Source organism: Novosphingobium sp. TK46 (genome assembly GCF_055361525.1).
Window position 1 is genome coordinate 2,018,437 of sequence record NZ_CM143963.1, and the last position, 25,792, is coordinate 2,044,228.

General features: G+C 64.0%; 26 protein-coding genes. 9 read left to right on the forward strand and 17 right to left on the reverse strand.

Going from position 1 to position 25,792, the window contains the following annotated elements:
* Window positions 1–3 precede the first annotated feature (3 nt).
* The gene (locus ACXJ1Z_RS09700) at window positions 4–801 is read left to right on the forward strand and encodes a metallophosphoesterase family protein (protein WP_463776302.1); all 798 of its coding nucleotides are present in this window, start codon (window positions 4–6) and stop codon (window positions 799–801) included.
* 5 nt (window positions 802–806) lie between these two features.
* Window positions 807–1,220 (forward strand): Rap1a/Tai family immunity protein, encoded by a 414-nt coding sequence (locus tag ACXJ1Z_RS09705; RefSeq protein WP_463781219.1) that lies wholly within the window; start codon window positions 807–809, stop codon window positions 1,218–1,220.
* Here ACXJ1Z_RS09705 and ACXJ1Z_RS09710 read toward each other — a convergent pair.
* The 4 genes from ACXJ1Z_RS09710 to ACXJ1Z_RS09725 all read right to left on the reverse strand — a co-directional run bounded on the left by ACXJ1Z_RS09710 (window position 1,217) and on the right by ACXJ1Z_RS09725 (window position 6,397).
* Window positions 1,217–2,533 (reverse strand): HlyD family type I secretion periplasmic adaptor subunit, encoded by a 1,317-nt coding sequence (locus ACXJ1Z_RS09710; protein ID WP_463776303.1) that lies wholly within the window; start codon window positions 2,531–2,533, stop codon window positions 1,217–1,219. The two genes, ACXJ1Z_RS09705 and ACXJ1Z_RS09710, sit on opposite strands and share 4 nt — an antisense overlap.
* Window positions 2,534–2,537: 4 nt before the next feature.
* Window positions 2,538–4,268 carry a type I secretion system permease/ATPase gene (locus ACXJ1Z_RS09715; RefSeq protein ID WP_463776305.1) on the reverse strand — a complete coding sequence of 577 codons (1,731 nt, stop codon included), beginning with the start codon at window positions 4,266–4,268 and terminating at the stop codon, window positions 2,538–2,540.
* A gap of 143 nt (window positions 4,269–4,411) precedes the next feature.
* A complete protein-coding gene (locus ACXJ1Z_RS09720) occupies window positions 4,412–5,353 on the reverse strand; it encodes a glycosyltransferase family 2 protein (protein WP_463776306.1) in 942 nt (313 codons plus the stop codon).
* Between the two features lie 108 nt (window positions 5,354–5,461).
* Window positions 5,462–6,397, reverse strand: a complete 936-nt coding sequence (locus ACXJ1Z_RS09725; protein ID WP_463781220.1) for a glycosyltransferase family 2 protein — start codon at window positions 6,395–6,397, stop codon at window positions 5,462–5,464.
* Window positions 6,398–6,545: 148 nt separating this feature from the next.
* On the opposite strand from ACXJ1Z_RS09725, the gene ACXJ1Z_RS09730 reads away from it, so the two are divergent.
* The 3 genes from ACXJ1Z_RS09730 (at window position 6,546) to ACXJ1Z_RS09740 (ending at window position 9,522) form a co-directional block, all read left to right on the forward strand.
* A complete protein-coding gene (locus tag ACXJ1Z_RS09730; protein WP_463776308.1) occupies window positions 6,546–7,499 on the forward strand; it encodes a UDP-glucuronic acid decarboxylase family protein in 954 nt (317 codons plus the stop codon).
* 98 nt (window positions 7,500–7,597) lie between these two features.
* Window positions 7,598–8,359, forward strand: a complete 762-nt coding sequence (locus ACXJ1Z_RS09735) for a hypothetical protein (protein WP_463776309.1) — start codon at window positions 7,598–7,600, stop codon at window positions 8,357–8,359.
* A 149-nt stretch (window positions 8,360–8,508) separates the two neighbouring features.
* A complete protein-coding gene (locus ACXJ1Z_RS09740) occupies window positions 8,509–9,522 on the forward strand; it encodes an NAD-dependent epimerase/dehydratase family protein (RefSeq protein WP_463776311.1) in 1,014 nt (337 codons plus the stop codon).
* 19 nt (window positions 9,523–9,541) lie between these two features.
* Here the strand turns inward: ACXJ1Z_RS09740 and ACXJ1Z_RS09745 are convergent, their stop codons facing one another.
* From ACXJ1Z_RS09745 to otsB, 7 genes are all read right to left on the reverse strand, one after another.
* The gene (locus ACXJ1Z_RS09745) at window positions 9,542–10,141 is read right to left on the reverse strand and encodes a thymidine kinase (protein ID WP_463776312.1); all 600 of its coding nucleotides are present in this window, start codon (window positions 10,139–10,141) and stop codon (window positions 9,542–9,544) included.
* A gap of 21 nt (window positions 10,142–10,162) precedes the next feature.
* Window positions 10,163–11,179: a UDP-glucose 4-epimerase GalE gene (gene galE / locus ACXJ1Z_RS09750; RefSeq protein ID WP_463776313.1), complete on the reverse strand. Its 1,017-nt coding sequence runs from the start codon at window positions 11,177–11,179 to the stop codon at window positions 10,163–10,165.
* Between the two features lie 105 nt (window positions 11,180–11,284).
* Window positions 11,285–12,190 carry a sulfite exporter TauE/SafE family protein gene (locus ACXJ1Z_RS09755; RefSeq protein ID WP_463776315.1) on the reverse strand — a complete coding sequence of 302 codons (906 nt, stop codon included), beginning with the start codon at window positions 12,188–12,190 and terminating at the stop codon, window positions 11,285–11,287.
* 162 nt (window positions 12,191–12,352) lie between these two features.
* Window positions 12,353–12,601, reverse strand: a complete 249-nt coding sequence (locus tag ACXJ1Z_RS09760) for a hypothetical protein (protein WP_463776317.1) — start codon at window positions 12,599–12,601, stop codon at window positions 12,353–12,355.
* A gap of 140 nt (window positions 12,602–12,741) precedes the next feature.
* Window positions 12,742–14,163 carry an alpha,alpha-trehalose-phosphate synthase (UDP-forming) gene (otsA, locus tag ACXJ1Z_RS09765; RefSeq protein ID WP_463776318.1) on the reverse strand — a complete coding sequence of 474 codons (1,422 nt, stop codon included), beginning with the start codon at window positions 14,161–14,163 and terminating at the stop codon, window positions 12,742–12,744.
* Window positions 14,164–14,251: 88 nt separating this feature from the next.
* A complete protein-coding gene (locus tag ACXJ1Z_RS09770) occupies window positions 14,252–16,012 on the reverse strand; it encodes a glycoside hydrolase family 15 protein (RefSeq protein ID WP_463781221.1) in 1,761 nt (586 codons plus the stop codon).
* A 116-nt stretch (window positions 16,013–16,128) separates the two neighbouring features.
* A complete protein-coding gene (gene otsB / locus ACXJ1Z_RS09775) occupies window positions 16,129–16,980 on the reverse strand; it encodes a trehalose-phosphatase (protein ID WP_463776320.1) in 852 nt (283 codons plus the stop codon).
* An 87-nt stretch (window positions 16,981–17,067) separates the two neighbouring features.
* Here otsB and ACXJ1Z_RS09780 point away from each other — a divergent pair, with 87 nt between their 5' ends.
* The 3 genes from ACXJ1Z_RS09780 (at window position 17,068) to ACXJ1Z_RS09790 (ending at window position 18,748) form a co-directional block, all read left to right on the forward strand.
* Entirely contained in the window at window positions 17,068–17,625 is a 558-nt protein-coding gene (locus ACXJ1Z_RS09780) for a hypothetical protein (protein ID WP_463776321.1), read from the forward strand.
* 70 nt (window positions 17,626–17,695) lie between these two features.
* Window positions 17,696–18,148 carry a Dps family protein gene (locus ACXJ1Z_RS09785; protein WP_463776323.1) on the forward strand — a complete coding sequence of 151 codons (453 nt, stop codon included), beginning with the start codon at window positions 17,696–17,698 and terminating at the stop codon, window positions 18,146–18,148.
* A 201-nt stretch (window positions 18,149–18,349) separates the two neighbouring features.
* The gene (locus ACXJ1Z_RS09790; RefSeq protein WP_463776325.1) at window positions 18,350–18,748 is read left to right on the forward strand and encodes an NUDIX hydrolase; all 399 of its coding nucleotides are present in this window, start codon (window positions 18,350–18,352) and stop codon (window positions 18,746–18,748) included.
* On the opposite strand, the gene dinB is transcribed toward ACXJ1Z_RS09790, so the two are convergent.
* Window positions 18,730–19,869 carry a DNA polymerase IV gene (gene dinB / locus ACXJ1Z_RS09795; RefSeq protein ID WP_463776327.1) on the reverse strand — a complete coding sequence of 380 codons (1,140 nt, stop codon included), beginning with the start codon at window positions 19,867–19,869 and terminating at the stop codon, window positions 18,730–18,732. The genes ACXJ1Z_RS09790 and dinB overlap by 19 nt on opposite strands.
* Before the next feature lie 122 nt (window positions 19,870–19,991).
* On the opposite strand from dinB, the gene ACXJ1Z_RS09800 reads away from it, so the two are divergent.
* Window positions 19,992–21,248, forward strand: coding sequence for a multidrug effflux MFS transporter (locus ACXJ1Z_RS09800; protein ID WP_463776328.1), 1,257 nt, complete (start codon window positions 19,992–19,994; stop codon window positions 21,246–21,248).
* Between the two features lie 19 nt (window positions 21,249–21,267).
* Here ACXJ1Z_RS09800 and ACXJ1Z_RS09805 read toward each other — a convergent pair whose 3' ends face one another.
* From ACXJ1Z_RS09805 to crtY, 5 genes are all read right to left on the reverse strand, one after another.
* Window positions 21,268–21,414 (reverse strand): lmo0937 family membrane protein, encoded by a 147-nt coding sequence (locus ACXJ1Z_RS09805; protein WP_463776330.1) that lies wholly within the window; start codon window positions 21,412–21,414, stop codon window positions 21,268–21,270.
* Between the two features lie 111 nt (window positions 21,415–21,525).
* On the reverse strand, window positions 21,526–22,482 hold the full coding sequence (locus ACXJ1Z_RS09810; RefSeq protein WP_463781222.1) for a phytoene/squalene synthase family protein: 957 nt from the start codon (window positions 22,480–22,482) through the stop codon (window positions 21,526–21,528).
* Between the two features lie 16 nt (window positions 22,483–22,498).
* The gene (locus ACXJ1Z_RS09815; protein ID WP_463776331.1) at window positions 22,499–23,077 is read right to left on the reverse strand and encodes an LOG family protein; all 579 of its coding nucleotides are present in this window, start codon (window positions 23,075–23,077) and stop codon (window positions 22,499–22,501) included.
* Entirely contained in the window at window positions 23,074–24,552 is a 1,479-nt protein-coding gene (locus ACXJ1Z_RS09820) for a phytoene desaturase (RefSeq protein ID WP_463776332.1), read from the reverse strand. The genes ACXJ1Z_RS09815 and ACXJ1Z_RS09820 overlap by 4 nt, the downstream gene beginning before the upstream one ends.
* Window positions 24,549–25,736, reverse strand: a complete 1,188-nt coding sequence (gene crtY, locus ACXJ1Z_RS09825) for a lycopene beta-cyclase CrtY (protein ID WP_463781223.1) — start codon at window positions 25,734–25,736, stop codon at window positions 24,549–24,551. Before crtY ends, ACXJ1Z_RS09820 begins: the two co-directional genes overlap by 4 nt.
* Between the last annotated feature and the right edge of the window lie 56 nt (window positions 25,737–25,792).

Here is a 25,792-nt window from a genome sequence, read left to right on the forward strand (position 1 = left end):
CTCGTGCTAGGTTTCGGTAAGAAAAAGACGATCGACAAGCCATCGACCCAGGTGGGCGATCGCATATACGCGATCGGCGATGTCCACGGCCGGCTTGATCTGCTCGCCGAACTGCTCGACCGGATCGAGGCGCACTCGGAGTCCCTGCCGCAGGCTGGCAATCTGCATATCATCCAGCTGGGCGATCTCATCGATCGCGGTGCCCAGTCCGCCGGCGTTCTGCGTTTTGCCTACGCCGCGCAGCAGAAGACGGATCGCTTCGTGGTTCTGCAAGGAAACCACGAATACCTGCTGCTGCGCGCCCTGTCGGGTGAAAAGGGCATGTTGCGCGCCTGGATGCGCACCGGTGGCAGGCAGACGCTCGAGAGCCTCGGGATCACGCCACCCGAGCGTGGTGATGATGAGGACGCTGTGATCGCGCGCATCAAGCGGGAGATCACGCCCGAATTGCTGACATGGGTCGAGAACCTGCCGCTCACCGCCCAGTCCGGCGATTATTTCTTCTGTCATGCCGGGATACGTCCCGGCGTCGCGCTGAAGCGACAGTCGCGCGACGATTTGCTGTGGATTCGCGATCAGTTCCTCGAGGATTCGACACCGCACCCGGCGGTGATCGTTCATGGCCACACCGTTTCCGAAAACGTCGAGTTGCGCCCCAATCGTATCGGCATCGACACCGGCGCCTACGAGAGTGGTGTGCTGACCGCGCTGTATCTCGAAGGCACGGAACGCGAGATCATCGCGACCGATCGGGGTGCGGTGAAGATCGATGGTGCCACGCAGGACGCCTGGGTTTCGTGATCCGTATGAAGTTGGTGTGCGCGCTCTTCGGCGCCTTGACCTGTGTTGGCGCGGCCAGCGCCCACGCCGCGTCGCCCGGCGATGATGCCACGAGGCTGGGCTATCTGACCGCCGGGGAACTGGCCGACCGCTGCCATGAAAGCGCGACCGCGAGCATCACCTATTGCTTCTCCTATGTCGCGGCGGTTCGCGACACGATTCGCGCTTACGAGATCTGGCTCAACCAGCGCGAGTTCTGCGAGGTTGGCCGGTTGTCGCAAGGCGAGTTGCGCCAGGCCTTTCTGGCTTACGTGGGCGCTTATCCGTCCAATCGCTCGGGGCAGGCGGCCTCGGTGATCGTCGTCGCCCTGAAACAGACTTACCCTTGCGCGAACCCCACCGTGCCGGCGCCAGCGCCCAAGCCGGCGGTGCGGCCCTAGTTGTCCCTGAAGGCGCGCGCGAACTGGTCGCGCAGAGGCTTGGTCAGGTACGACATCATCGAACGGTCGCCGGTCTCGATGAACACTTCCGCCGGCATCCCGACGCGCAGCGCCAACTCGCGATGGCGGGCGATGTCCTTGGGATCGACCGCGACCCGTGCCGCGAAATAGCTTTGGCCCGTCTGCGGATTGGTCGTGCGATCGGGCGCGACCAGGGTAACCACACCGGTCACTTCCGGCGTGGCGGTCGAATTGAGGCTGCTGAAGCGGACGCGTGCCTTGGCGCCGCTCTGGACCTGTTCGACATCGGTCGGATTGATCTGCACTTCCACCGTCATGCGGTCCTTGTCCGGTACGATCTCCATGATCGGCTCGGCCGGGCGGACGACTTCGCCCAGCGTGAAGAACGAGATCTTGTTGACCACGCCTGCGTAAGGCGCCCGGATCAGCGAGCGGTATTTGATGTCGCGCGCGCTGATGTTGCGCATCGTCTGTTCGTTGAGCTGAGAATTGAGCGATGCCAGCTGCGTCCCCGCGTCGCTGCGCCGGGTCTGGTTCATCTGCAGCAGCTGTTCGCGCGTCTCGCTGATCTTGCCACGGGTCTGCGCGATCTGGGCCTGCAACATGGCGACGCTGCCATCTGCATCCACCGAGGTGCGTTCGAGTTGGTTCAGGCGTGACAGCGTGACCAGGCCGCGCTTGTAGAGGGCCTGCATGTTCTCGCGTTCCGGATCGATCAGTGTCTGCTGTTTGCGCAGGGCGCCGATCTGCGCGTGATAGCCGCCGATCTGCTGACCGAGTTGCGCGATGCGCGAACGCAATTGCTCGCGCATCGCCGAAGCCTCGACCTGGCGGATGGTGAACAGGCGCCGCTCTTCGTCCATCGCCTGCTCGGCGCCGGGATGACCGTCCATCAAGGCCGCGGGAAACGATATCGCGCCCGCATCGACCCGTTCCGCTTCCAGCCGCGCGCGCTGCGCGAGCAACTGGTCCACCGACAGCGACGACAGATCGCTTTCCGCCGTCGAGACCGTATCGTCGAAGCGCATCAGCGGGGCACCGGCGGCGACGTGATCGCCTTCCTTGACGAAGATCTGCTTGATGGTGCCGCCGATGGGATGCGATATTCGCTTGGTATGCGTCTCGGTGCCGAGCTGACCCGATGCGATGACCGCGCCGCCGATGGGGATCAGCGTTCCGGCTCCGACCGCCAGCGCGAGGAAGCCGACGAGGCCGATCTTCGAATTGCGGACGAGCTGCCGGATATCGGCTTCGGGATCGAAGCTGGTGGAAGCGTTTGCAACGGTTGCCATGGGATCAGTTGCCTTTGTTGATCGCTGCGTGGCTGGGCCGGCCCTGGAAGGCCACGGGCGGGCCCATTGGGCGCGATACGACTTCGCGCGGACCGAAGCGCTGGACGACGCCTTCGCTCATCATGAGGATGTGGGTTGCCTGCGACAGCGCCGCCGAGCGATGGGCGATCACGACGACGATGCCCCCCCTTGCGCCGACCCCGGCGATCGCGGTTTCCAGAGCGTCTTCTCCGTCACTGTCGAGATTGGAGTTGGGCTCGTCCAGGACGACCAGAAACGGATCGCCATAAAGCGCGCGAGCCAGCCCCAGGCGCTGGCGTTGCCCTGCCGAAAGGGCGGCGCCATTGTCCCCGAGCGCGGTCTGGTAGCCGTTGGGCAGCTTGACGATGAGGTCATGGACGCCCGCCGCCTGCGCGGCGGCGATGACCGCATCCGAACGGGCCTCAGGGTCGAACCGTGCGATATTCTCCGCGACCGTACCTTCGAGCAGTTCGACGGATTGCGGCAGATAGCCGATGAAGCTGCCCAGCCGTTCGGCATCCCATTGCTCGAGCGGCGCCCCGTCGAGCGCGACCGAACCGCGCGCGGGCGCCCAGATCCCGGTCAGGCCCCGGACGAGCGACGACTTGCCCGCGCCGCTCGGCCCGACGATCCCCAATATGTTTCCGGCCTGGAGTGCGAACGTGACGTTGGCTACGGTCAGGCGCTGGAGATCCGGAGGAGCAAGGCTCAGCTCTTGCACGTCGAGCGAGCGCTTGGGCGCGGGAAGGGCAACCGCCAGCGGCTCGGTTGCGGGAACGGCGCGCAGCAACTGGCCAAGGCGTGTCCAGCTGGCGCGGGCCTGGGCGAAGCCGCGCCAATTGGCGATCGCCTGGTCGATCGGCGCCAGTGCGCGACCGGCAAGGATCGACGACGCGAAGATGATGCCGCCGCTCGCCTTGCCGTCGATGACCAGCAGCGCTCCGACCGTCAGCAGCGCCGACTGGAGGAAGGTGCGGAAGATCTTGCTCATCCCGCCAAGCTTGGTGATGCTTTGCGACAAGCGGCCATTGGTGGTGAGATAGGCCTGGTTGACGGCGTCCCAGCGCGCGCCGAGCCGTTGCTGCATTCCCATGGCGGCGATGACCTCGACGTGGCGCAACTGGGTTTCCACCAGCGAATAACGACGCGACGACGTGACGCGCAGCTCTTCCGAGGACGACCGCGTGGCGCGATTGGTCAGGACGGTCAGGCCAACCAGGATCACCGCTCCGGCCAGCGCGGTGACGCCTAGCCAGACGTGGAGCATGAACAGGAAGCCGAGGAAGATGATCATCCACGGCATGTCGATTAGCGCCGCCGGTCCCGGACCTGCCAGGAAGGTTCTCACGCTGTCGAGATCGCGCATCGGCGTCAGCGGATCGACCGCACCGGCACCACCACGCAAGCCGATGTGGCGCATGATCTGCTGAACCCGGCCGGACAGGCGCCGGTCGAGAGCGCTGCCGATATCGCTCAGCATGCGCGAACGGATCGCATCGAAATACCCCTGAAACACATAGACCACGACCAGCAGCGCGAGGAGCGCCATCAGCGTCGGAATGCTATGACTGGGCAGGACCGAGTCGTAGACCATCATCATGTAGATCGATCCTGCGAGCAGGAGGATGTTCAGCAGCGCGCTGAGGCCGACGATCGTCAGCAGGGCTGGGCGAAAGCGCGTGAGGGCAACGGTCAGCTCGGTCGAATCGCGCATATCTGGCAGTTCCACGCAGGATGAGGGAGCCCGGATGGCGCCGCACGTCTGCGCCGATCTCTCAGGTCATGCGGGTGTGTTTAGCTACGCTGCTGTTAAAAATCGTTTAACTACGTTCCCGGCGATCACGGTACGGAGCGCGATTATGATTGGCCGCTGCGGATACGTTTGCGTTCGCCCTGAACCATGGCCCGCAGGCGCAATAGGACGGGAACGGGAACCGCCCAGCAGACCGCATAGCGAAACAGCTGGCGCAAGGTGGGTCGCCCTGCGCGAAACGATTCGCGGACCAGCGGCAGGAGGGCATCGTACTGGCCAAGCTTGGCGGCACTCTGCCCGACGTGAGACAGGATGAAGCCGCTGTAGCCCTTCGGCGTGAAGTAGTCTTTCAGCCCCCGTGCCCACTCGACCGAAACCTTCCAGGTGTAGCTGTGGCTCAATCGTGGGCGAGGTTGCCCGGCATAGTGGATCACGAGCGCGCCGGGCGCTGTCAGCAGCGGATAGCCCAACTGCTTGACCGCGCGAATGACCAGCTCCCACTCCTCGTGCTGATGCGTATCGCGAAAGCGCAGGGTGTCGAACATGGCCTTGGGGAACATCAGCGACGATGTCTGGACGAACGATTGCCCACCGCTGAGCCAGGTGGTGCGATCGAACAGCCACTCGTCGACCGGCAAGGATCCGTCGTACAAGGCCAGTGGCCGGATGAACTCTCCTTGCGGCGTGACGACCCGCGACCGGGTCATCAGGACGGCGCGTCCGTCCGCTGGAGCCAGTGCGAGCTGATGCTCCAGCTTTTCGGGCAGCCACTCGTCATCGTCGTCGAGGAAAGCGACCCAGTGCGCACGGGCGGCGTCCGCACCGGTATCCCGGGTCTGTCCGGCCCCACGCTTGCTATCGTGGGCGATGTAGCGCAGCCGCGGATCGGTCTCGGCATCGAGATAGGCGAGCGTTTCTGGATCGTGCCCGTCGATCACGACGATCACTTCGACCTCCGCTATCGTCTGCGCCAGCACGGAATCGACGGCGCGTTTCAGCAGTTCCGGACGGCCAAATGTCGGGATGACGGCACTGACCCGAGGCATGTTCGCGTGTCCGATCTCGTAGGGTGAAGGCATGGGGTCAGAGGGCAGAGTCATGATGCAGACGCATCTACCCGTTTAAGGTGAATACAATAACACCAAAAACGCACATCATTGCGGGACCGGGTCGTTTGCTGCCGGATCCGCGCTGCGCTTGCGCAGGCGACGGCGCAGGGCGGTCGGCATGGCCCAGGTCAAGGCTACGCGGAACAGCTGGCGTCCAGTTGGCTGGCCACGCTGGAAGGCACGCTTGATAAGGGTGGGCAGCGCCTCATACCGGCCGCTTTCCGCGGTCGCGCGTCCGATCTCGTTCAACACGAACCCGCTGTAGGCACGCGGCGTGATCAACGGTCCCAGGCGCTCGATCCACTCGAGGGAGTGATGCCAGCTTCGCTGCTTGCTCAACGACGGACGGGCATCGTCGTAATGGATCGTCAGCACCTCGGGCACGGTCAGCAGGGCATGGCCATGCTCCTTCATCGCCCGGATGACGAATTCCCAATCCTCGTGCTGGTGCGACGTGCTGAAGTGCAGCGTGTCGAACAAGGCGCGCGGGACCATCAGCGAAGAGGTCTGGATGAAGGTCACGCCACCTTTCAACCATGTCGTGCGGTCGAACAGCCATTCGTCGATCGGGCGGTCGGGCGCGTAAGGGACGAGCGGGCGCACGAACGTGCCCGTCGGCATCACCACGTCGGTCAATGTGGTGACGAGCGCGCGTGGGTTGGAGACGACGCAGGCGAGCTGCCTTTCGATCTTTGCGGGCAACCATTGATCGTCATCGTCGAGAAAAGCGACCCAGGGTGATCGCGCCGCCCTGGCGCCTGTGTCGCGCGCCGGGCCGGGGCCGCGGCCCGAATCATGCGCGATATGGCGAACGCGTGGATCGGAGCAGGCTTCGACGCACGCGATCGACGCCGGATCGTGGCCGTCGATTACGACGATCACCTCGAGGTCCGGCATCGTCTGGGCCAAGACGCTCTCGATCGCCCGCCGCAGCAATGCGGCTCGGCCAAAGGTGGGTATGACGACACTGACCCGAGGCATATCGCGCACCCACTTTCCTGTTGGCGTGCATGCCGCTGGCGAGGCCCCGGGTCAACGCCCGCTTGGTGTTGTTATGTCTCGGTATAGATGATTGGCCTAAGCCTTATCGCTCGTTAGAAGCAGGGCTAACATTCAAGAAAGGACCCGCATGGCGCGTCATTACAACGTTCGTAAGCGCCTGATGGTAACCGGCGGGGCCGGCTTCCTGGGATCCCACCTTATCGATCGCCTGCTGGAACAGGGGCACGAGGTGCTCTGCGTCGACAACCTGTTCACCGGGACCAAGCAGAATATCGACCATTTGCGACGGCATGATCGTTTCGAGTTCATGCGCCACGATGTGACGATGCCGCTCTATGTGGAGGTGGACGAGATCTACAATCTCGCCTGCCCGGCATCGCCCATCCACTATCAACATGATCCGGTGCAGACCACCAAGACCAGCGTGCATGGCGCGATCAACATGCTGGGCCTTGCCAAGCGGACCGGCGCCAAGATCTTCCAGGCCTCCACCAGCGAGGTCTATGGCGATCCGGTAGTCCATCCGCAGACGGAGGATTACTGGGGGCATGTCAACCCGATCGGCCCGCGCTCTTGCTATGACGAAGGCAAGCGCTGCGCCGAGACGCTGTTTTTCGACTATCGGCGCCAGCATGGTCTGGAAATAAAGGTCGCGCGCATCTTCAACACCTATGGCCCCCGGATGCATCCCTCGGACGGGCGCGTGGTGTCGAACTTCATCGTCTCGGCGCTGAAGGGTGAGCCGATCACGATCTACGGTGATGGTACGCAGACGCGATCGTTCTGCTATGTCGACGATCTGGTCGAGTCCTTCCTGCGCCTCATGGATACGGACAAGGACGTTACCGGGCCGATCAACGTCGGCAATCCGGGTGAGTTCTCGATGCGCGAACTGGCGGAAAAGGTGCTTGCGATCACCGGATCGAAGTCGGACATCGTGTACCTGCCGCTACCGCAGGACGACCCCAAACAGCGTCGTCCCGACATCACCCAGGCCAAGACGGTTCTCGATTGGGAGCCGAAGGTGCAACTGGACGATGGCCTGGCCAAGACGATCGAATATTTCCGCACGATCGTCTAGCCGCGCTGCTCGACGGCCAGCCGTAAGACCCGCCCCCTCTCGACGTGGACCACGCAATCATGATCAAGACGCTTTGCGCTACTTTGCTTTGCACTGGGATGCTGAGTGTGTCCGTTTCGGCCCAAACGGTGAAGAAGGGCGATTCCCAGTGGTCCAGCGAAGGGCAATTCATGACCTACGCCGCGCCCTGGTGCACGCGCTACGACAAGTCGCTGCTGGCGGAGCGGGATTTCAACAACGCCATCTCCTACGACAAAGGCGATCTCGCTGCGGGCAGAAACGTCAAGCTGACCTGGCGCTGGCCCGCGGCAGAGCGACGGTCCCACAAGTGCGGGGTGTTCGGCTACAACTACGTCGGTTGGGGCAACTACGATGGCGGCGCGGTCAGGAACCGCGTCGCGCCGCGGCAGGTCAAATCGCTCAAGGCGCTCGCCTTTTCATACGATGCGCAATCTTCCAGCAACCCGGAGCAGTTCAACGGACTGGGCGAATTTTTCCTGACCAGAGCGCCGGGCGCCGCGGATCAAAAGACGATCGAGATCGGCTGGTTCTGGAATATGCCGGCGTTTACCCGCAAATGGGCGAGGACCGGGCGGCCGCTTGGTCGCGTGATCGATTCGCATCGGGTCAGATGGACCGTTTTCGTCAACCAGAGCGGGTCTGCGGGCACTTACGTCACCTTCATTCCCGTGGATCGCAGAACCGCCGGGACGTTCGAGGGCAAGGCCGCGCTGGATTATCTGCGGCGGTCCGGGCTGGTCAACGGGGACTGGTGGATCAACGGCGCCGCCATCGGCGTGGAGCCGCTGGGCGGCAGCGGGGAGGCGACCATCCGCAAATTCAAGGTGACGATGCGGTAAGCCGACACGGACGAATGGCCGCCAAGGGCGTTCCGCAAGGTCCATCCGCGAGGGGGCGCCGACCGGCTCTTGCGGCCGCTTTGGAGGAGTTGTGGCTTGCCCGCTTCTGGCATGCGACCTAGGCCCGAGCCACTAGACCCCGGAGGCCCATGGTTGCGCATCAATCCACCGTCCTGATCACCGGCGCTGCCGGCTTCATCGGCGCCGCCGTGTCGGCAGCATTGCTGCAGCGTGGCGGCAAGGTCATCGGCATCGACAATCTGAACGATTACTATCAGGTGCAGCTCAAGCGCGATCGCCTTGCCGGGCTCGTCAAGGACCATGGTGAGCGATTTACGTTTATCGAACTCGATTTCGCCGATAACGCCGCACTCGAAGCCAGCCTTGCGGGGCACGCGTTCGATGCCATCGTCCACCTGGGAGCGCAGGCCGGGGTTCGCTATTCGCTGCAGAACCCGCATGCCTACGTCCGGTCGAACCTCGCCGGGCACGTGAACATGCTCGAACTGGGGAGAGCGCGCGGCACCTCCCATCTGGTCTATGCCAGTTCCAGTTCGGTCTATGGCGGAAACGAGAAGCTGCCCTTCGCGGTCGAGGATCGCACCGACCACCCGGTATCGCTCTATGCCGCCACCAAGCGCGCCGACGAGTTGATGAGCGAGACCTACGCGCACCTGTTCCGTCTGCCACAGACCGGGCTGCGGTTCTTCACGGTCTATGGCCCCTGGGGGCGCCCCGACATGGCGCTATGGGGCTTCACCGAGCGACTGCTCGCCGGACAGGCTATCCAGGTCTTCAACAACGGCCAGATGCAGCGGGACTTCACTTACATCGACGACATCGTCGCGGGGGTCGTCGCTTGTCTGGACCAGCCGCCGGTCGACGACGGATCGGCGAAGCCGGGCGGCAGCACCAAACCGCACGCGATCTACAACATCGGCAACAACCGTTCGGAAAAGCTGATGCGGATGATCGAGGTGCTGGAGGATGCGTGCGGTCGCAAGGCCGAGCTCGAAATGTTGCCGATGCAGCCGGGCGACGTGCCCGCCACTTACGCCGACATCACCGCCATCGCGCGTGACATGGGGTACAGCCCGACGACGCCGATCGAAGTGGGCATTCCGCACTTCGTCAGATGGTATCGCGGTTATACCGGGACATGAGCTGAGCTGGCGCGCCGCTTCAGCAGACCGCCAGAGCCGACCAGCCGTTCATCGCCTCGCTGAAATGCCGGCGGCATAGCGCGACGTAGCTTTCGTTCCCGCCGATAAGGGTCTGATCGCCATCGTGGGCGGGGATGCCTTCGGCGTCTGTCCGCAAATTCATCGTCGCCTTGCGGCCGCAATGGCAAACCGCCTTGAGCTCCTCCAGCTTGTCGGCGATGCCAAGCAGAGCTGCCGAACCGGGAAACAGATCGCCGCGAAAGTCGGTGCGCAGGCCAAAGCATAGGACGGGTATGTCCGCGAAATCGGCCAGTCTGGCGCATTGCCACACCTGATCCGAGGTAAGGAACTGTGCTTCGTCGATCAGCACGCAGGACAGCGGCTGCGTGGCATGCGATGCGCAGACCGCATCCCACAGGTTCGTCGCGGCATCGAAGCGGTGCGCATCGGCGCCAAGACCGATGCGGCTCTCGATCGCATATGTTCCACCGCGCTCATCGATCGCCGCCGTCCACAGCATCGTCGCCATGCCGCGTTCGCGATAGTTGAAGTCCGCCTGCAGCAGCGTGGTCGATTTGCCCGCGTTCATGCTGGCATAATAGAAGTAGAGCTTGGCCATCCTCGCTTCCGGCGTCCGTTATCAGCCTTCGCCCCGCATCTGCGTCAGCTTGCGCTCCCAAGCCAGCGCGTGGCCGACGATGGTGTCGAGTTCGGCATAGCGCGGCATCCATGGCAAAGTGGCCTTGATGCGGCTGTTATCGGAAATCAGCGCATCGGGATCGCCGGCGCGACGTGCCTGGAACCGGCGATAGATCGTGCGATTGGTGACGCGATCGACAGCATCGAGCACTTCCAGAACCGAGAAACCACGTCCGTATCCGCAGTTCATCGTCATCGATCGCCTGGGCTCGGCGATCAGCGCCTCCAGCGCCAGCACATGAGCATCGGCAAGGTCCGACACATGGATGTAGTCGCGCACACCGGTACCATCCGGCGTCGCGAAGTCGGTGCCGAACACGCCTACGTGTTCGCGCTTACCCAACGCGGCTTCGACCGCGACCTTGATCAGGTGGGTGGCACCAGCGGTCGACTGGCCTGTGCGTGCCTGCGGATCGGCGCCGGCGACGTTGAAGTACCTGAGGGCGCAGTAGTTCATCGCATGCGCGGCGGCAGTGTCGGCCAGCATGAACTCGGTCATGAGCTTGGACATGCCATAAGGATTGATCGGCGCCTTGGGGCTGTCCTCGGTCACCGGCGAGACCTCGGGAATGCCGTAAGTCGCCGCGGTCGAGCTGAAGATGAAGTGTGGAACGCTCGCTGCGACCGCCGCGGCGATGAGAGCCCGGGTCTTGGCGGTGTTGTTGCCATAGTATTTCAGCGGATTTTCGACCGATTCCGGTACGACCACCGACCCGGCGAAGTGCATGATCGCGCCGACCTTCTGCTCGGCGAAGATGCGTGCCAGCAGCGCGGCATCTTCGATGTCGCCCTCGTAAAGTGTCACACCTTCGGGGATCGCGAAACGAAAGCCGGTCGTCAGGTTGTCGATGACGCAGACCGGCCAGCCGCGATCGACCAGCGCGAGCACGGCGTGGCTTCCGATGTAACCCGCGCCGCCGGTCACCAAGACGGGAGGCCTGTCCAACGTTTCGCTCATCGATTACCCCATCGGCTGTCCGGCGCGTCCTTCCGCCGTCGCGTGCTTATGTTGCCGGCAGGCACGATTGGCAACCACGTCGCTCGCCGGGGCAGTGAGGGGAGTTCAGGCCGTCAACATCTTGAGCCCGGAAAAGGCGAGCATGGCGGCGAGCGCGAGGCGAACCCAGGTTTCGCTCACGCGCCCGGCTGCGAACGATCCGGCGATGACCCCGGGGATCGACCCGATCAGCAGCAGCCCAAGCAGTCCCCAGTCGACGTTGCCAAGCCACGAGTGACCGATCGCGGCGATCAGCGCCAGCGGAATGGCATGAACGATGTCGGTGCCGACCAACGACTTGGCATTGAGCCGCAGCGGGTAAAGCAGCATCAGCACCACCGCGACCAAGGCGCCGGCGCCGATCGACGTCAGCGTCACCAGGCAGCCGACGACCGCACCCGCTGCGATCGTTACCGCCCACTGCACGGTGCGCAGCTTGTCGCCCAGAAGGGCGCGAACACGCGCGACCGGCGCGTGGATGATATGCTTTACCGGCACGATGATGGCGGTGAGGACCAGCATCCCGCCCAGCAGCTTCATCAGCAACGCGGAGCTGACACGACCACCATCCACGAAGCCGAGATACATCAAGGTCACGATTGCCGCAGGCACGCTTCCCATGGCGAGGCGGCCGATCACCTTCCAGTCCGGAGAGCCGAACCGCCGGTGCACCAGTCCGCCGACGCATTTGGTGAAAGTGGCGAACCACAAGTCCGTGCCAACCGCCATGGCCGGCGCGAACCCGAAACCGAGCACCAGGATCGGCGCCATCAGCGACCCGCCGCCGACCCCGGTCATACCGACCAGGAAACCGACGAGAGCGCCGGCAAGCGAGTAGTACAGTTCGATCATCGAGCACGCGCCGATGGTGCCATCATCGATCGCCGGCAAGCGGCGACAACCGGTCTGGCCGGAAGGGTCGAGATCGGTCGAACGGGCACGGCGTGGTGGATCGGGTTCAGCTGTCTGCAAGGGGCCATGGCGAAACCACCAGGGCCAAACGAAACGATGTTGCGCGGACGACCGCGGTTTGACGCGCGTGCGTTAGGTTTTGACCATGGCGCGTGCGCCGGATGAGGCAAGTTAATTCGCGCGCCGCCTGTTTCGAAACCGCGACGCCGCCGCGTGGATGGGTCAGGCCCGTGCGAAGTGCGCGATGATCCGTTGATCGAGTGGCTCGCGAAAACGCGCGCGATAACGCCCGGCTCCACAGTTCTGGGCCATCACCATCAATGGCCCGATCGCCCCGATCCATAGCTCGACCAAGCCCTCGACCGCGCTTGCGCTTGGCTGAAGCTGAATCTCGCACTCCCGATCGCCAAGATCCGAGATGGTGACGGGCGTGCGATCACGCGCACCAATACATTCGCCGTAGATGGTCATCGATCATCCGACCCCGCAGGGTCACTCCTACACTTCGCCGAATGCGGGGTGTCGGTACCGATCGGTCCTCGTCCTGCAGCGTCCTTCTGAGCGCCTTATGTGTAAGGACGGTTTCAGTTCGATGTATTATAGGATCGTTTTCAGGCGGCGTGGTCCTGCACGGGAATGTCCTGAAGCATTTGCGCCGGCACCTGCAGCGCGTTGACGAAATTCTCTCGCCAACGCACGACATCCTCGTTCTGGACCGAGACGAGCAGACGCTCGTGACGTCGCTGCCGTTCAGCCAGCGGCATGTGCAAGGCTTGCTTGATCGCGTCGCTCACTTCCTCGGTACTGTGCGGATTGACCAGCATCGCATCCTCCATCTGCGGCGCGGCGCCAGCGAAGCGGGAGAGGATCAGGACGCCAGGATCGGCGGGATCCTGCGCGGCGACGTATTCCTTGGCCACCAGGTTCATGCCATCGCGCAAGGGTGTGACAAGCCCGATGTCGGCCGCGCGGTAGAAACCGGCCAGTTCGGCTCGCGGATAGCCCCGGTTGACGTAGCGGATGGGCACCCAGGCAACATCGGCATGGGCGCCGTTGATGTGCCCCGCCTTTCGCTCCAGATCGTGACGGATAAGCTGATAGCTAGCGACCTCGCCACGCGATGGCGGCGCGATCTGCAGCAACACGACGTCCTTCGCCATCTCGGGATTGTCGCTTAAGAAGCGATCGAAGCTGTCGAACCGCTCGCCCAGACCCTTGGAGTAGTCGAGCCGATCGACGCCGATCAGCATCTTGCGTCCGCCGCCGAGGCTGTCCTTGAGGCGTTGGTACGCGCCGATGGCCAGGTCGCTCTTGGCTGATTCGACGAATTCCTTGTAGTCGATGCCGATCGGAAAGGCGCGGGCGATGATCCGGCGCCCTTCGTACTCGATAACATCGTCGTCGCTGACCTTCAGCCCCATCTCCTTCTTGAGATAATGGGTGAAGCTGTCGAGCCACTCCTCGGTCTGAAGCCCGATCAGGTCGTATTGCAGCATCGATGCGACGAGCTGCTCGTGATTGGGCAAAGAGACAAACAGGCGGGTCGGCGGCCAGGGGATGTGCAGGAACAGCCCCATCCGATTGGTCACGCCCTTTTCACGCAACATCGCACCAAGCGGAAGCAGGTGATAATCGTGAACCCAGACGAGGTCTTCGGGTTCGATCAACGGGAGCACGGAATCGGCGAAACGCTGATTGACCCGTTCATAGCCCTCACCGAAATTGCGGTCGTACTCGGTCAGGTCGATGCGGTAGTGGAACAATGGCCAAAGGGTGCGATTGGCATAACCATTGTAGTACTCGTCGATGTCCTGGGGCTCGAGATCGATCGTGGCGGTGGTCACGTCCTGATTGCGCTGCATGTCGAGGTGGCCGGTAAAATTATCGGTTTCCTTTCCCGACCAGCCGAACCAGATCCCGCGATGTTCGCGTAATGCGGCGCTGAGAGCCACCGCGAGCCCGCCCTGAGCCCCGGCGGCGCCCATCGCCTGGGGTACCGAAACACGGTTCGATACGACGATAAGTCTGCTCATTCTTGCCCCTTCGCGACGGCGCTCACGGGCGATATGCGGTCCATCATCCCGCGGCGCCGTGGCCATGAAGCCGGCGCCAACGGTGTGTCTAGCGCCAGTCGCGCCACGGCCGCGAGAGCAGCCCGGCGCAGTTGATGATACCAACCAGCGAATAAGTCTGCGGAAAGTTCCCCCACAGCTCGCTGGTTTCGAAGTCCATGTCTTCGGAAAGTAGCCCGGACTGGGTGCGGTGGCCCAGCATGGCAGTGAACAGACTGCGTGCTTCCTCGTCACGGCCATCAAGGTGCAGCGCTTCTATGAGCCAGAAGGTGCAAATGTTGAACGCGGTCTCGGGCAGGCCGAAGTCATCCTCGTCGGCATAACGCAGCATGTGCTCGCCACGCCGCAGTGTGCGCTCGACCGCTTTGAGCGTCGCCTGGAACTGCGGATTGTCGGCCGACACATAGCCCAGTTCAACCATCTGCAGCAGGCTGGCGTCGAGCTCCTTGCCGCCGAAGCTGGCAGCGTAATGACCACCTTCCTCGTACCAAGCACCAGCCTCGACGTGCGCGCGTACGGCCTCGGCCCGTTCGCGCCAGACGCGCTCACGGTCGCAAAGGTCGAGGACTTCCGCCGCGTTCGCCAGCCGGTGGCAGGCTGCCCAGCTCATCACTGCCGAATAGGTATGCACGGCAGTGCGGGTGCGCAGTTCCCATAGGCCGGCGTCGGGCTGATCGTGCAGTTTCCATGCGAGTTCGCCGACCTTTTCCAGGCTGGCGAAGTCGTCCGCGTTGCCCATCCGGAGCAGGCGGTGATCCGAAAATGCCTGGATGTTGGGGATGATGATCTGGCCATAGCAGTCGTTCTGGATCTGATAGTAGGCGGCGTTGCCGACGCGCACCGGACCCATCCCGCGATAGCCGGGGAGCGCCTTGGCCTCCCACTCGACGATCTCCTTCGCCCCGCTCACCGAATACAGCGGCTGGATGATCCCGGCGTGCGAATCGTCGACCAGATTGCGCAGGTACGCGAGGTACTTTTCCAGAACGTCCAGCGCGCCCAGTCGGTTGAGTGCCTGCACGGTGTAGTAGGCATCACGAATCCAGCAGTAGCGGTAATCCCAGTTCCGCTGCGATCCCGGCGCCTCGGGGATCGACGTGGTCAGCGCGGCGACGATCGCGCCGGTCTCCTCGTGCTGGCACAGCTTGAGGGTGATGGCGGCACGAATGACCGCTTCCTGCCAATCGATCGGCGTCGCCAACCCGCGAACCCAGAGTTGCCAATAGCTCTGCGTCTGGCGCAGCATCGCGTCGAGTTCATGCGCGATGTCGCCGCCGAACGGCTCGTCCGGGCCCAGGAAGAACGACAGCTCCTTTTCAAGCCGGAAGTGCCGGCCTTCAAGGATGTACCCGACGGGGGCATTGGTCGTCAGCCGCAGCGCGTGTTGATCGTTGAGATAGCGAATGTGGTTGGAGCCGTGGGTGACCGTCGCCAGCTCCTCACCGTAATTGTTCATCGGCGAGAGCGTGATTTTAAGTCGCGGCGATCCCGAGACCGGGCGTACGATCCGTCCGAACGCGACCGGACGGTACATCCGCCCCTGCCGCTCGAAACGTGGGCAGAAGTCGAACACATCGATCTTGCCGCCGCTTTCGTCCTCAAGGCGCGTGCGCAGGATGGGCGTGTTGCGCACATATTCCTGCGTGACGGAAACCTGATTTTCCAGACTGAACCGCCAGGTGCCCTGATCCTGTCCATCCTCTCCGCGCAGCAGGGCGCAGAATGCCGGATCGCCATCGACGCGCGGAACGCAACCCCACACCAGCGCGCCGCGCCGGTCGATCAGGCCCGAGACCTGGCAATTGCCGATCGGCCATAGTTCGAGCGACGAAAGCGACGTGTCCGCCGCCGCCGGTGTCGGGGCGATGGTCGCGGACGGGCTGGGCGCCGATGAAGCGGGCGCGTTGGGTGCGGTATCAGGCGTGCTCAAGCGTCTTTCTCCAACCAGTCGTGAACCGCGGCAACGCCGCTCAGGCGCCACAGCGCCCGTGTCTCGCGCATCGAGCCGACCAGGACGCCGCCGCCATCGAACCTGCGAACGGCTGCGAAGGCATCCTCGTCGGTAACATCGTCGCCAACGAACAGCGGGCGACTGTCGGCAAACGGCGGCAGGCCCATGAACCGGCTGACCGCGTTGCCTTTGTCGGACCCGGGCATCGTCAATTCAACCACCATCTTGCCATGTTTGACATATGCGCCAAAATCCGTCGCCAGCCGTTGCGCATGCTCGAACAGAGCCGGGCCGATCTGCGGGCGATCGCGATAATGCACGGCTGCGCTGCAAGGCTTGGCCTCGAAAACCAGGCCGCCGTTGTCCTGGGCAAAGGTGGCCAGCGCTTCGCACAACGCCTTGGGCAGGGGATCGGCAAGCGCCTCGATCCGGTCCGATCCGGCGGGCCTGAACTCGCCACCATGCGATCCCGCCATCGCGACCGAAATCGGACCGAGCATCTGGTTCAGCGCCGCCAGCGAGCGCCCGCTGACGATCGCGAGCCGACCGGCAAGACGCCGCGACAGGGCTTCGAGTGCGGCGGGAAGGCCTTGGGAAACTACGACATCCTGGGGCCGCTCGGCGATCTCGACCAAGGTGCCATCGAAGTCGAGGAACAAGGACCAGTCCGCCATCTCGACCAGGCTTGGAGGCGGGGAGAGCTCTGGCAGATCTTGCGAACCGGGCAGGCGGGTCGATTGGGCGATCGTCTTGGCCTTTTCATCTTGATCGGTGGAAGCAGGGGGGCGATCGATGGCTGTGCTGCCGGTCTCACGCCCGACAATCAAGCCCCGAACGGCCTTGGACCGTACCGGTTCCGTTGATCTTGCCCCCATGCCGTTGAATTGCCGGTGACATGCGGCCATGCAGGCGCAATGGCGGCATTCTATCTCACGTTCATGGCAGTGCTGCTATCCGGGATCGCGGCGCGGGATCAGATGACGATTGCGGCGCTCGCCCGAGCGCAAGGGCAGCGCTTCGGAGTGCTGGCGACGGGCCTTGCATGCGCGGCAGCCTCGTCGGCGCTTGCGGGATATGCCGCCGCAAAATTCCTCGGCACGATCCCGTTTCCGGCACGGCCGGTGCTGCAGGCGATTGCATTGGGTCTGGCGGGCCTGGAATCCCTGATCCTCTCGCCTCGCCGCGATCCGCGGGAACCGACGCATTCGCTGGGCGCCCTCGGCCTGGTGCTGGTGGCGCATCAAGTCACCGATGCCGCGCGCTTCACGCTGTTCGGTCTGGCGATCGGCATGGGGGCGCCGCTTGCGGCCGGGCTCGGCGGGGGCCTGGCAGGTCTGGTTCTGGTAGCAGCCGCGTGGGCACTGGCACCGCTGTTCGCGACACGGTGTATACGGGCGGTACGCAAGGTGGTGGGGGGATTGCTGGTTGTGATCGCGATTGCCATGTTCCTCGCGGTTCGCGGGATCCTGTGATCGGTAATTCCGATAGAACCACAGGTGATGGTCGCGGTTATCAGTCTCGAATCCGGAGGAACAAAGCATCATGACCAACAATGCCAAAGCCGCGCTGATCGACAGCCTCAACGGCCTGCTGGCCGACACCTTCGCGCTCTACATCAAGACCAAGAACTTCCACTGGCATGTGCGAGGCCGCCAGTTCCATGACCTCCACCTGCTGTTCGATACGCACGCAACGCAGATCTTCGGCCTCACCGATCTCATCGCCGAGCGCGTGCGCAAGCAGGGCGGCACGACCCTGACCAGCCCGGCGGCGATTGCCGAGAAGACGCAGATCAAGGCACAGGACGACACCAGCCTGGATGCCATGGCGATGGTGAAGGAACTGGCCGAGGATAACGACACCTACATCGCCAAGCTACGGGAAGTTAAGGCGGCAGCCGAAGAGGCGGGCGACAATGCCACGGACGGCATCGTCGACGACTGGACCGATCAAGCCGAACAGCGTGCGTGGTTCCTGCGCGAAATTCTGGCATAGGCGCGGGACGGACGAAAGCATTCTGTCCTATCGTTATCTGGTCCATCGTCATCTGGCCCATCGTTATCTGGCAGGCCTGCGAGCCCCGAAACCCCGTAGATCCGAACTGCCTGCGATGACATGCTTCACTTGATCCCGGCCCCGCTGCATCGGCGGCTCTATCGTCTTGCATACCAGGCGCGCTCCCTGTGGTGGCGGACGATGAAGCCGACCGTGCATGGTTGCCGGGTGGTGGCGCTGGATGCCCAAGGCCGAGTGCTGCTCGTTCGCCAATCCTACGGCTCGACCGACTGGGTGACGCCGGGCGGCAGCATGGGCCGAAGCGAAGATCCGGTCGAGACCGCGCGGCGCGAATTGGTGGAGGAGACGGGCTGCACCTTGCTCGAGGCGCAGAAGGTCGATGAGCTGATGGAGCGACCGATGGGTGCCTACAACGTCGTCCATGTCGTCGTCGGTCGGTCGACGGGGCCGGCGATCCCGGATGCTCGCGAAGTCGATGAGGTACAATGGTTCGAAGTCGGCACGTTACCGCCGGATGTCTCGCCCAGGATCGCGAGCGGCCTGGCGGGGTGGATCGCGAGCTACAGAAGCGATAGCTGACCGGTTTTCGGCATCGCTGCCCCGGCACGTTCCTCGCGTTCCAACGACGACAAAGTCAGGCCCATCAACCGCACCGGTTGCGGCAGTGGCATCAGCTCCTCCAGCAAGGCATGGCCAAGCTGCGCGAAGATCGCTTTGTCGGTCACGTGGGGGGTGATCGATCGCGCACGGGTCAACGTGCGAAAGTCGGCGTAGCGCAGCTTCAGCGTGACCGTGCGCCCGCGCACCGGTGCATCCGGGACGCCCGCTCGCTCGATGCGTTCCCATACGATGTCGACGATGGTGTCCATCGTCTCGCGCAGCCGATCGGGATCCTCGATGTTCTCGAAGAACGTGCGTTCGCCACCGATGGACTTGCGGATGCGGTTCGCCCGCACCGCGCGCAGATCGATGCCACGCGCGGCGCGAAAGAGATATTCGGCGAAGCTGCCGAAATGCGCGCGCAGGAACGACAGATCGTGCGCGACAAGATCCGCGCCGGTGCGAATGCCGAGTGTGGCGAGCTTCTCCGCACCACGCGGGCCGACACCATGGAAGCGGCTGACCGGCAAGCCGGCAACGAATTGCGCGCCCTCTCCGGGGCGGATCACGCACAGGCCATCGGGTTTGTTCTGGTCGCTGGCAAGCTTCGCCAGGAACTTGTTGTAGGACACACCGGCGCTGGCGGTCAGCCGGGTCTGCTCCTGAATCCGCCTGCGGATGTCGCGAGCGATCCGGGTGGCCGATCCGATCCCCTTGAGATCCGCGGTAACATCGAGATACGCCTCATCCAGCGACAGCGGCTCCACGTGCGGTGTATAATCCAGAAAGATCGCGCGGATCTGATCGGATACCTGCTTGTACACCTCGAAGCGCGGCTTGCGGAACAACAGCTCGGGGCAAAGCCGGACCGCTCGCGACGAAGGCATCGCCGAACGCACGCCGAACTCTCGCGCCTCGTAACTTGCCGCCGCCACCACGCCGCGACCCGAGGACCCCCCGACCGCGAGGGGCTTGCCGCGAAGGCTGGGATCGTCGCGCTGTTCGACGCTGGCGAAGAAGGCATCCATGTCGACATGGATGATCTTGCGCAGACCAAGCGTGGTCTCGTCGTCTTCGTCGTGATCCGGGGCCGACGCCATGCCTTGGCTGATAGCGCGTGGATCGGTTCCCGTCTCGTTCCTCTTCGCAGGATGTGCCGCCCCGCTTTCGGGCAATACCGATCGGGCTGGTCAGTCAGGTCGGCTTGCGCCATGAGCACGGGATGCGAGCTCCCCCGATCCAGAAAGCGCCGCTGAGCGAGACCGAATTCGTTGGCCTCATGGCCGCGATCCAGGCGCTTCAGGCGCTGGCGATCGACGTCATGCTGCCGGCGCTCGGCAATATCTCCCACGATCTTGGTGTCACCGATCCCAACGAGCGGCAACTGGTCGTGGGCATCTTCCTGATCTGCAGCGGGCTGGGATCGCTGTTCCCCGGTGCGCTGGGTGATCGGTTCGGGCGTCGTCCGGTGGTCCTGACGTGTCTGGGCGTCTATATGGTGATCTCACTCGCGTCGGCGCTCGTCACCGATTTCACCGCCTTGCTGACCCTGCGCGCGACGCTGGGCTTCTTCACCGCCGGCATGATGGTCATGCCGATGGCGATCATCCGCGATCAGTTCTCCGGCGATCGCATGGCGCGGGTCCAATCGCTGATCTCGATGACGTTCATGGTGGTGCCGATGCTGGCGCCGACGATCGGGCAAACCGTGCTGCTGGTCGCCGGCTGGCGCTGGATCTTCGGCGTCATGGCCTTGCTCGCCGCAGGCGTCACCTTCTGGACCTGGGCGCGGCTGCCAGAGACGCTCCACCCCGATTATCGCCAGACGATCGCGCCGCGCATCATCGTGGCGAACATGTTGGAGGCGGTGCGCTGCCGCGCCGCCATCGGCTATTTTCTGGGCGCCTCGTTCGTTCAGGGTGCGCTGTTCGGATACATCAACAGCTCGCAGCAGCTGGTGGCCGAGCACTTCGGAGCCGGCGTGCTGTTCCCGCTGGTGTTCGGCGGCATGGCGCTGGTGATGTCGGGCACCAACTTCATCAATTCGCGCATCGTCGAGCGGTTCGGCGCCCGGCGGGTGTCGCATACGGCACTGATCACCTACATCATCGTCGCAGTCGTTCACCTGATCTGGGCGATCGTTGGCGAGAGCCTGTGGGTGTTCGTGCCGCTGATGACGATCAGCATGTGCATGATGTCGTTCGTAGGGTCGAACTTCGCGTCGATCGCACTGCAGCCGTTTGCGCGCACTGCCGGTGCCGCCGCGTCGGTGATGGCGTTCGTACGGCTGCTGCTGGGCGCCTTACTCGGAACCCTGATCGGGCAAGTCTATGACGGGACCGCACGGCCGCTGCTGACGGCGATGACGATCGCCGGCCTGGGTGCCTTGGGGATCGTCCTCTATTCCGAAAAAGGACGCCTGTTCAAACGGCTGCATGCACCGGTTCTGCCCCCGGTGGTGGCCGAACCGGAGCTCTGACGAGCTCCGGTCGCTGGTTTCAGACCCTTCGGCCGCGGAACAGCTGGACCAGTCCGACGATGATCGCGACCACCAGCAGGATATGGATAATGCCGCTGGTAACGTGGAAAACCACCAGTCCCAGCAACCACAGAATGAACAGAATTGCAGCGATCGTGAAAAGCATGGTCGTCCTCCTTGTTACCCTGCTTCGACAACGCTCCGCACGGCGGATGGCTGCAATCCAGCAAAGAAGTAGCAATAAAGGCCCTGCTTTCGAGCGGACCATCTTCGGCATTCAGGATCGGGCGAGGGCCGCAAGCTGGCGGCGGGAAGGTCCGGGCGCCCGCGCCGCTGCAGGCGAGGCGCGCAGGGCTTCCCAGCCGGCGGCCGCCACGAGCGCCAGCTTCTGGCCCTTGGTGGTGCGGACGCGGTGATCCCAGGCGTGGGCGCCGCGCTCCACCACCTGACGCCCAATCGCGCCATAGATGTTCGCCGCCGCCAGGATCGCCCAGCGCTGGCGAAACTGCAGCCGTGCTGCACCGACCCGGGCGGAGGCCTCGTAGCCACGCGCAAGATCGCAGGCTCTCGACACGATGCGCACAAGCCCGGCGCGGTAATGCGGCTTGGTCAGTTCGCCCGGCGGGATGTCCTCCTCGACGGTCCATTCGACGGGAAGATAACGGCGGTCCGCGGCATCGTCCTCGGCCACATCGCGCACGATATTGTTCAGCTGGAAAGCGATGCCAAGATCGCAGGCCCGATCCAGAGTATCCTCATCGCCCTCCGGCACGCCCATCACGGCCGCCATCATCACGCCCACCGCGCCGGCGACATGGTAGCAGTAACGCAGCATGTCGGCCTCGGAGCGCGGGCGCCACTCCGCTGCGTCGAGCGCGAAGCCGGCGATGACGTCCTCGGCCATGGCATGCGTGAGCGGCACTTCGCGCGAAAGCAGCCCCAGCGCGTCGAATGCGGGGTTGCCGGTCCATTCGCCGGCGAAGGCCTGCCGGGTCATCGCGCGGATGGTCGCAAGGCGTTCCTGCGCGTTGTCCTGGACGCCGAGCGCGCCGCCGTGTTCCTGATTGTCCGCGATATCGTCACACGCGCGACACCAGGCATAGAGCATCCACACGCGTTCGCGAGTGACGCGATCGAACAGGCGACTGGCGGCGCGAAAGCTGGCCGACCCCTTGCGGATCGAGATGCGTGCCGCCTCGACGAGTTCCTCGCGCGTGCGCGCCGACGCCTCGATGTTCACGTAGCGGCGATCACAACGTGGTCGGGTCCATCGACACGATCGCCTCGACGGGCTGGTGGGCGTGCATGCGCTCCAGCAGCAGGTCCAGCTCCGTCTCGGCCATGATGATGCCCTGGTGGGCAGGTCGGACGAACCCGACCTCGGCCATATGGCGGTTGAACGCCAGCAGCCCATCGTAAAATCCGAAAGCGTTGAGGATGCCGACAGGCTTGGAGTGGTACCCCAACTGCGACCAGCTTACCGCTTCCCACAACTCGTCCATGGTGCCGACGCCGCCAGGCAGGACCAGAAAACCGTCCGACAACCGGGTGAACGCGGCCTTCCGCTCGTGCATGTCGGCAACGATGGTGAGCTCGCAGTCATAGTTGGCGACTTCGCCACGCACCAGCGCCTGGGGTATGACACCGATCACCTCGCCACCCGCGAGCATCGCCGCGCCTGCGACCGCGCCCATCAGGCCGAGCTTGCCACCGCCATAGACCACGCCGATGCCCTTACGCGCCAAAGCCGTGCCGACATCGCTGGCAAGCTGGACATAGCGCGGGTCGGCAGGCGTGGCAGAGCCGCAATAGACGGCAAGGCGCTTCATTTCAGGTCCTCCAGCATCAGCTTCGCCGTCGCCTTGGCGCTGCCGACGACCCCGGGAATGCCCGCTCCCGGATGGGTGCCGGCGCCGGCCAGATAGACGTTCTTCAGTTTGTCGTCGCGGTTGTGGCCCCTGAACCATGCGCTTTGCGTCAGGATCGGCTCGAGACTGAAGGCGCTGCCGAGGTGAGCCGACAGGTCGGTCGCGAAGTCGGTGGGCGCATAGTGGAACTGGGTGACGATCCGATCGCGAATGTCGGGGATCAGGCGGCGGCCGACCTCATCGATGATGCGTTCCGCCAGGACCGGACCGACCTTGTCCCAGTCGACCGGCAGCTTGCCCAGATGTGCGACCGGCACCAAGGCATAGAAGGTGCTCTTGCCGGCAGGGGCCATGTCGGGATCGGTCACGGTGGGATGGTGCAGGTAGATCGAGAAATCCTCGGGCAGCACGCCGTGTTCGTAGATGTCGGTCAGCAGATCTTTATAGCGGGGCCCGAACAGGATCATGTGGTGCGGGATGCCGGGCCAGGTGCCTTCGACCCCAAAGTGAACCACGAACAGACTTGGCGAAAAACGCTTTTTCCGCAGAGACTTGGCCACTTGCTTGCCGCGCGGCGTCGCCCCCAGCAGGTCGCGATAGGTGTGCACGATATCGCCGTTCGACGCGACGGCATCGAAGCGTTCGCGCCAGCCGCTTGCCGTCTCGACCTCTGTCGCGCGATCGCCGACGGTGTGGATCTGCACCACCTTGTCGTCGAGGCGCACGACCCCGCCCAGCCGCTCAAAGTGTTTTGCCATGGCTTGCGCCAGCTTGTTTGTGCCACCCTTGGTCCACCACACGCCGCCGTCTTTCTCCAGCTTGTGGATCAGGGCGTAGATCGCGCTGGTGGTCATCGGGTTGCCGCCCACCAGCAGGGTGTGGAACGACAATGCCTGGCGCAGGTACTCACTCTTGATGAAGTGCGAGACCATCGAATAGACCGACCGCCACGCCTGATAGCGCGCGAGCGCGGGCGCGGCCTTGAGCATGCTTGCAAAGTCGAGGAACGGCTCGTGCCCAAGCTTGACATAGCCTTCCTGGTACACGCCTGCGGAGTAGGCCAGGAAATCCTCGTAGCCGGCGATGTCGTCGGGTGCGACGCGGGCGAACTCGCGGCGCATCGAGGCATCGTCGTTGGAGTAATCGAACGTCGTGCCATCCGGCCAGTTGAGGCGATAGAACGGCATCACCGGCATCAGCTCGACATCGTCGGCCATCGTGTGTCCCGACAGCGCCCACAGCTCTCGCAAGCAGTCGGGATCGGTAACGACCGTGGGGCCGGCGTCGAATGTGAAGCCCTCGCGCTCCCACACGTAACCGCGCCCCCCCACCTTGTCGCGGGCCTCGACCAGCGTGGTGGCGATTCCCGCCGACTGCAGCCGGATGGCGAGCGCAAGGCCGCCAAAGCCGGCTCCGATGACACAGGCGCGCTTCATGATGTGGTTCCAAGCGGCGAGAGGGGGCGGCCGTGGCCCATGAGGCTGGCGATGGCCGCGCCGATCGGCACCGGCGGCTTGCCGGCCAGGATGCGCAAGGCGTCGGCGCCGGTCGACTGGCCGGCGTAGAACCGTTCGATCAGCGGTTCGGACAAGCCATAGAAACGCTCAAGCACCTTGTAGCGTTGATCGGGTCGGGCGGCACCATAAAGCATGCGGGTCAACATCCTGTAGAAGCGCCCCTGGCGCCAATGCTCGCGTGCCCATGCATGACAGGTCTGTCCTATGACCTGTGCGGAGAGCTTGTCGAGGGAGGAAAGGTGCAAGGCGAAACGCCAGGCGATCGGTAGTGAATAGCTGGTGAGCGGATGGACGAGCGCAGCGCGTGTCCCGGCACGTCCAATGCCGGGGGTGCCCATCGTGTTCCAGAACGCCGCGAAATCGCCCGCAGCGATCACCGGCAGGACGCCGGTTTCCTCGTAAGCCACGTCGGCGACGTTCCAGCCTTGTGCGGCGGCATAATCGGCGATGCGCTGGCGCAGCAGCGGCAGGTCGAGCGCGGGGCCATCGGCGTAGTAGGTATCCTCGACGAAGATCTCGGTGGGTGAGAACGGCAGCGCGTAAACGAAGCGATAGCCATCGTGCTGCGCCACAGTCGCATCCATCACGGTCGGTCGGGCAAGGCCATGTGGCGCGCTCAGGCGCAGCATCTGTCCGGCGAACTTCTGCCATCCGCCCGCCATGTGCGGCAGGCCCGCGGCGCCACGGGCATCGATCACCGCGCCTGCTGCGAACGTGCGTCCGTCGGCCAGGGTCACGCACTCCGGCCCGACTCCGGTCACGGTCGCCCCGGTGATCAGCCCTGTGGCCGGCAGCGCCTTTCGCAACGCTGCGTCCAATCTCGCGCTCGTGACGCTGCGATAGGCGGTTCGCAGGACGCGGGTTCGCTTGGGAAAGCGCACTTCATAGCTGTCCCAGCGCGCGGCGATCAACGGTTCCAACAAGTCGGCACCGTCAGCGATGTCGCTTGCGAAGAACGACCAGACATGATCGCCGCCGCAACGATCTCCTTGTTCGAAAACGCAAATTCGTAGATCCGGGCGTCGCGCCGTAAGGGCCAGCGCGATCAGCCCGCCGGCAAGTCCGCCACCCAGGATCGCAATATCAGTTGACGGCGCGTTCATCGTGGTCACGTTTAGAGGCGGGGCTGGCTTACCGCAACTTGGCGTTGCGCAAGCTT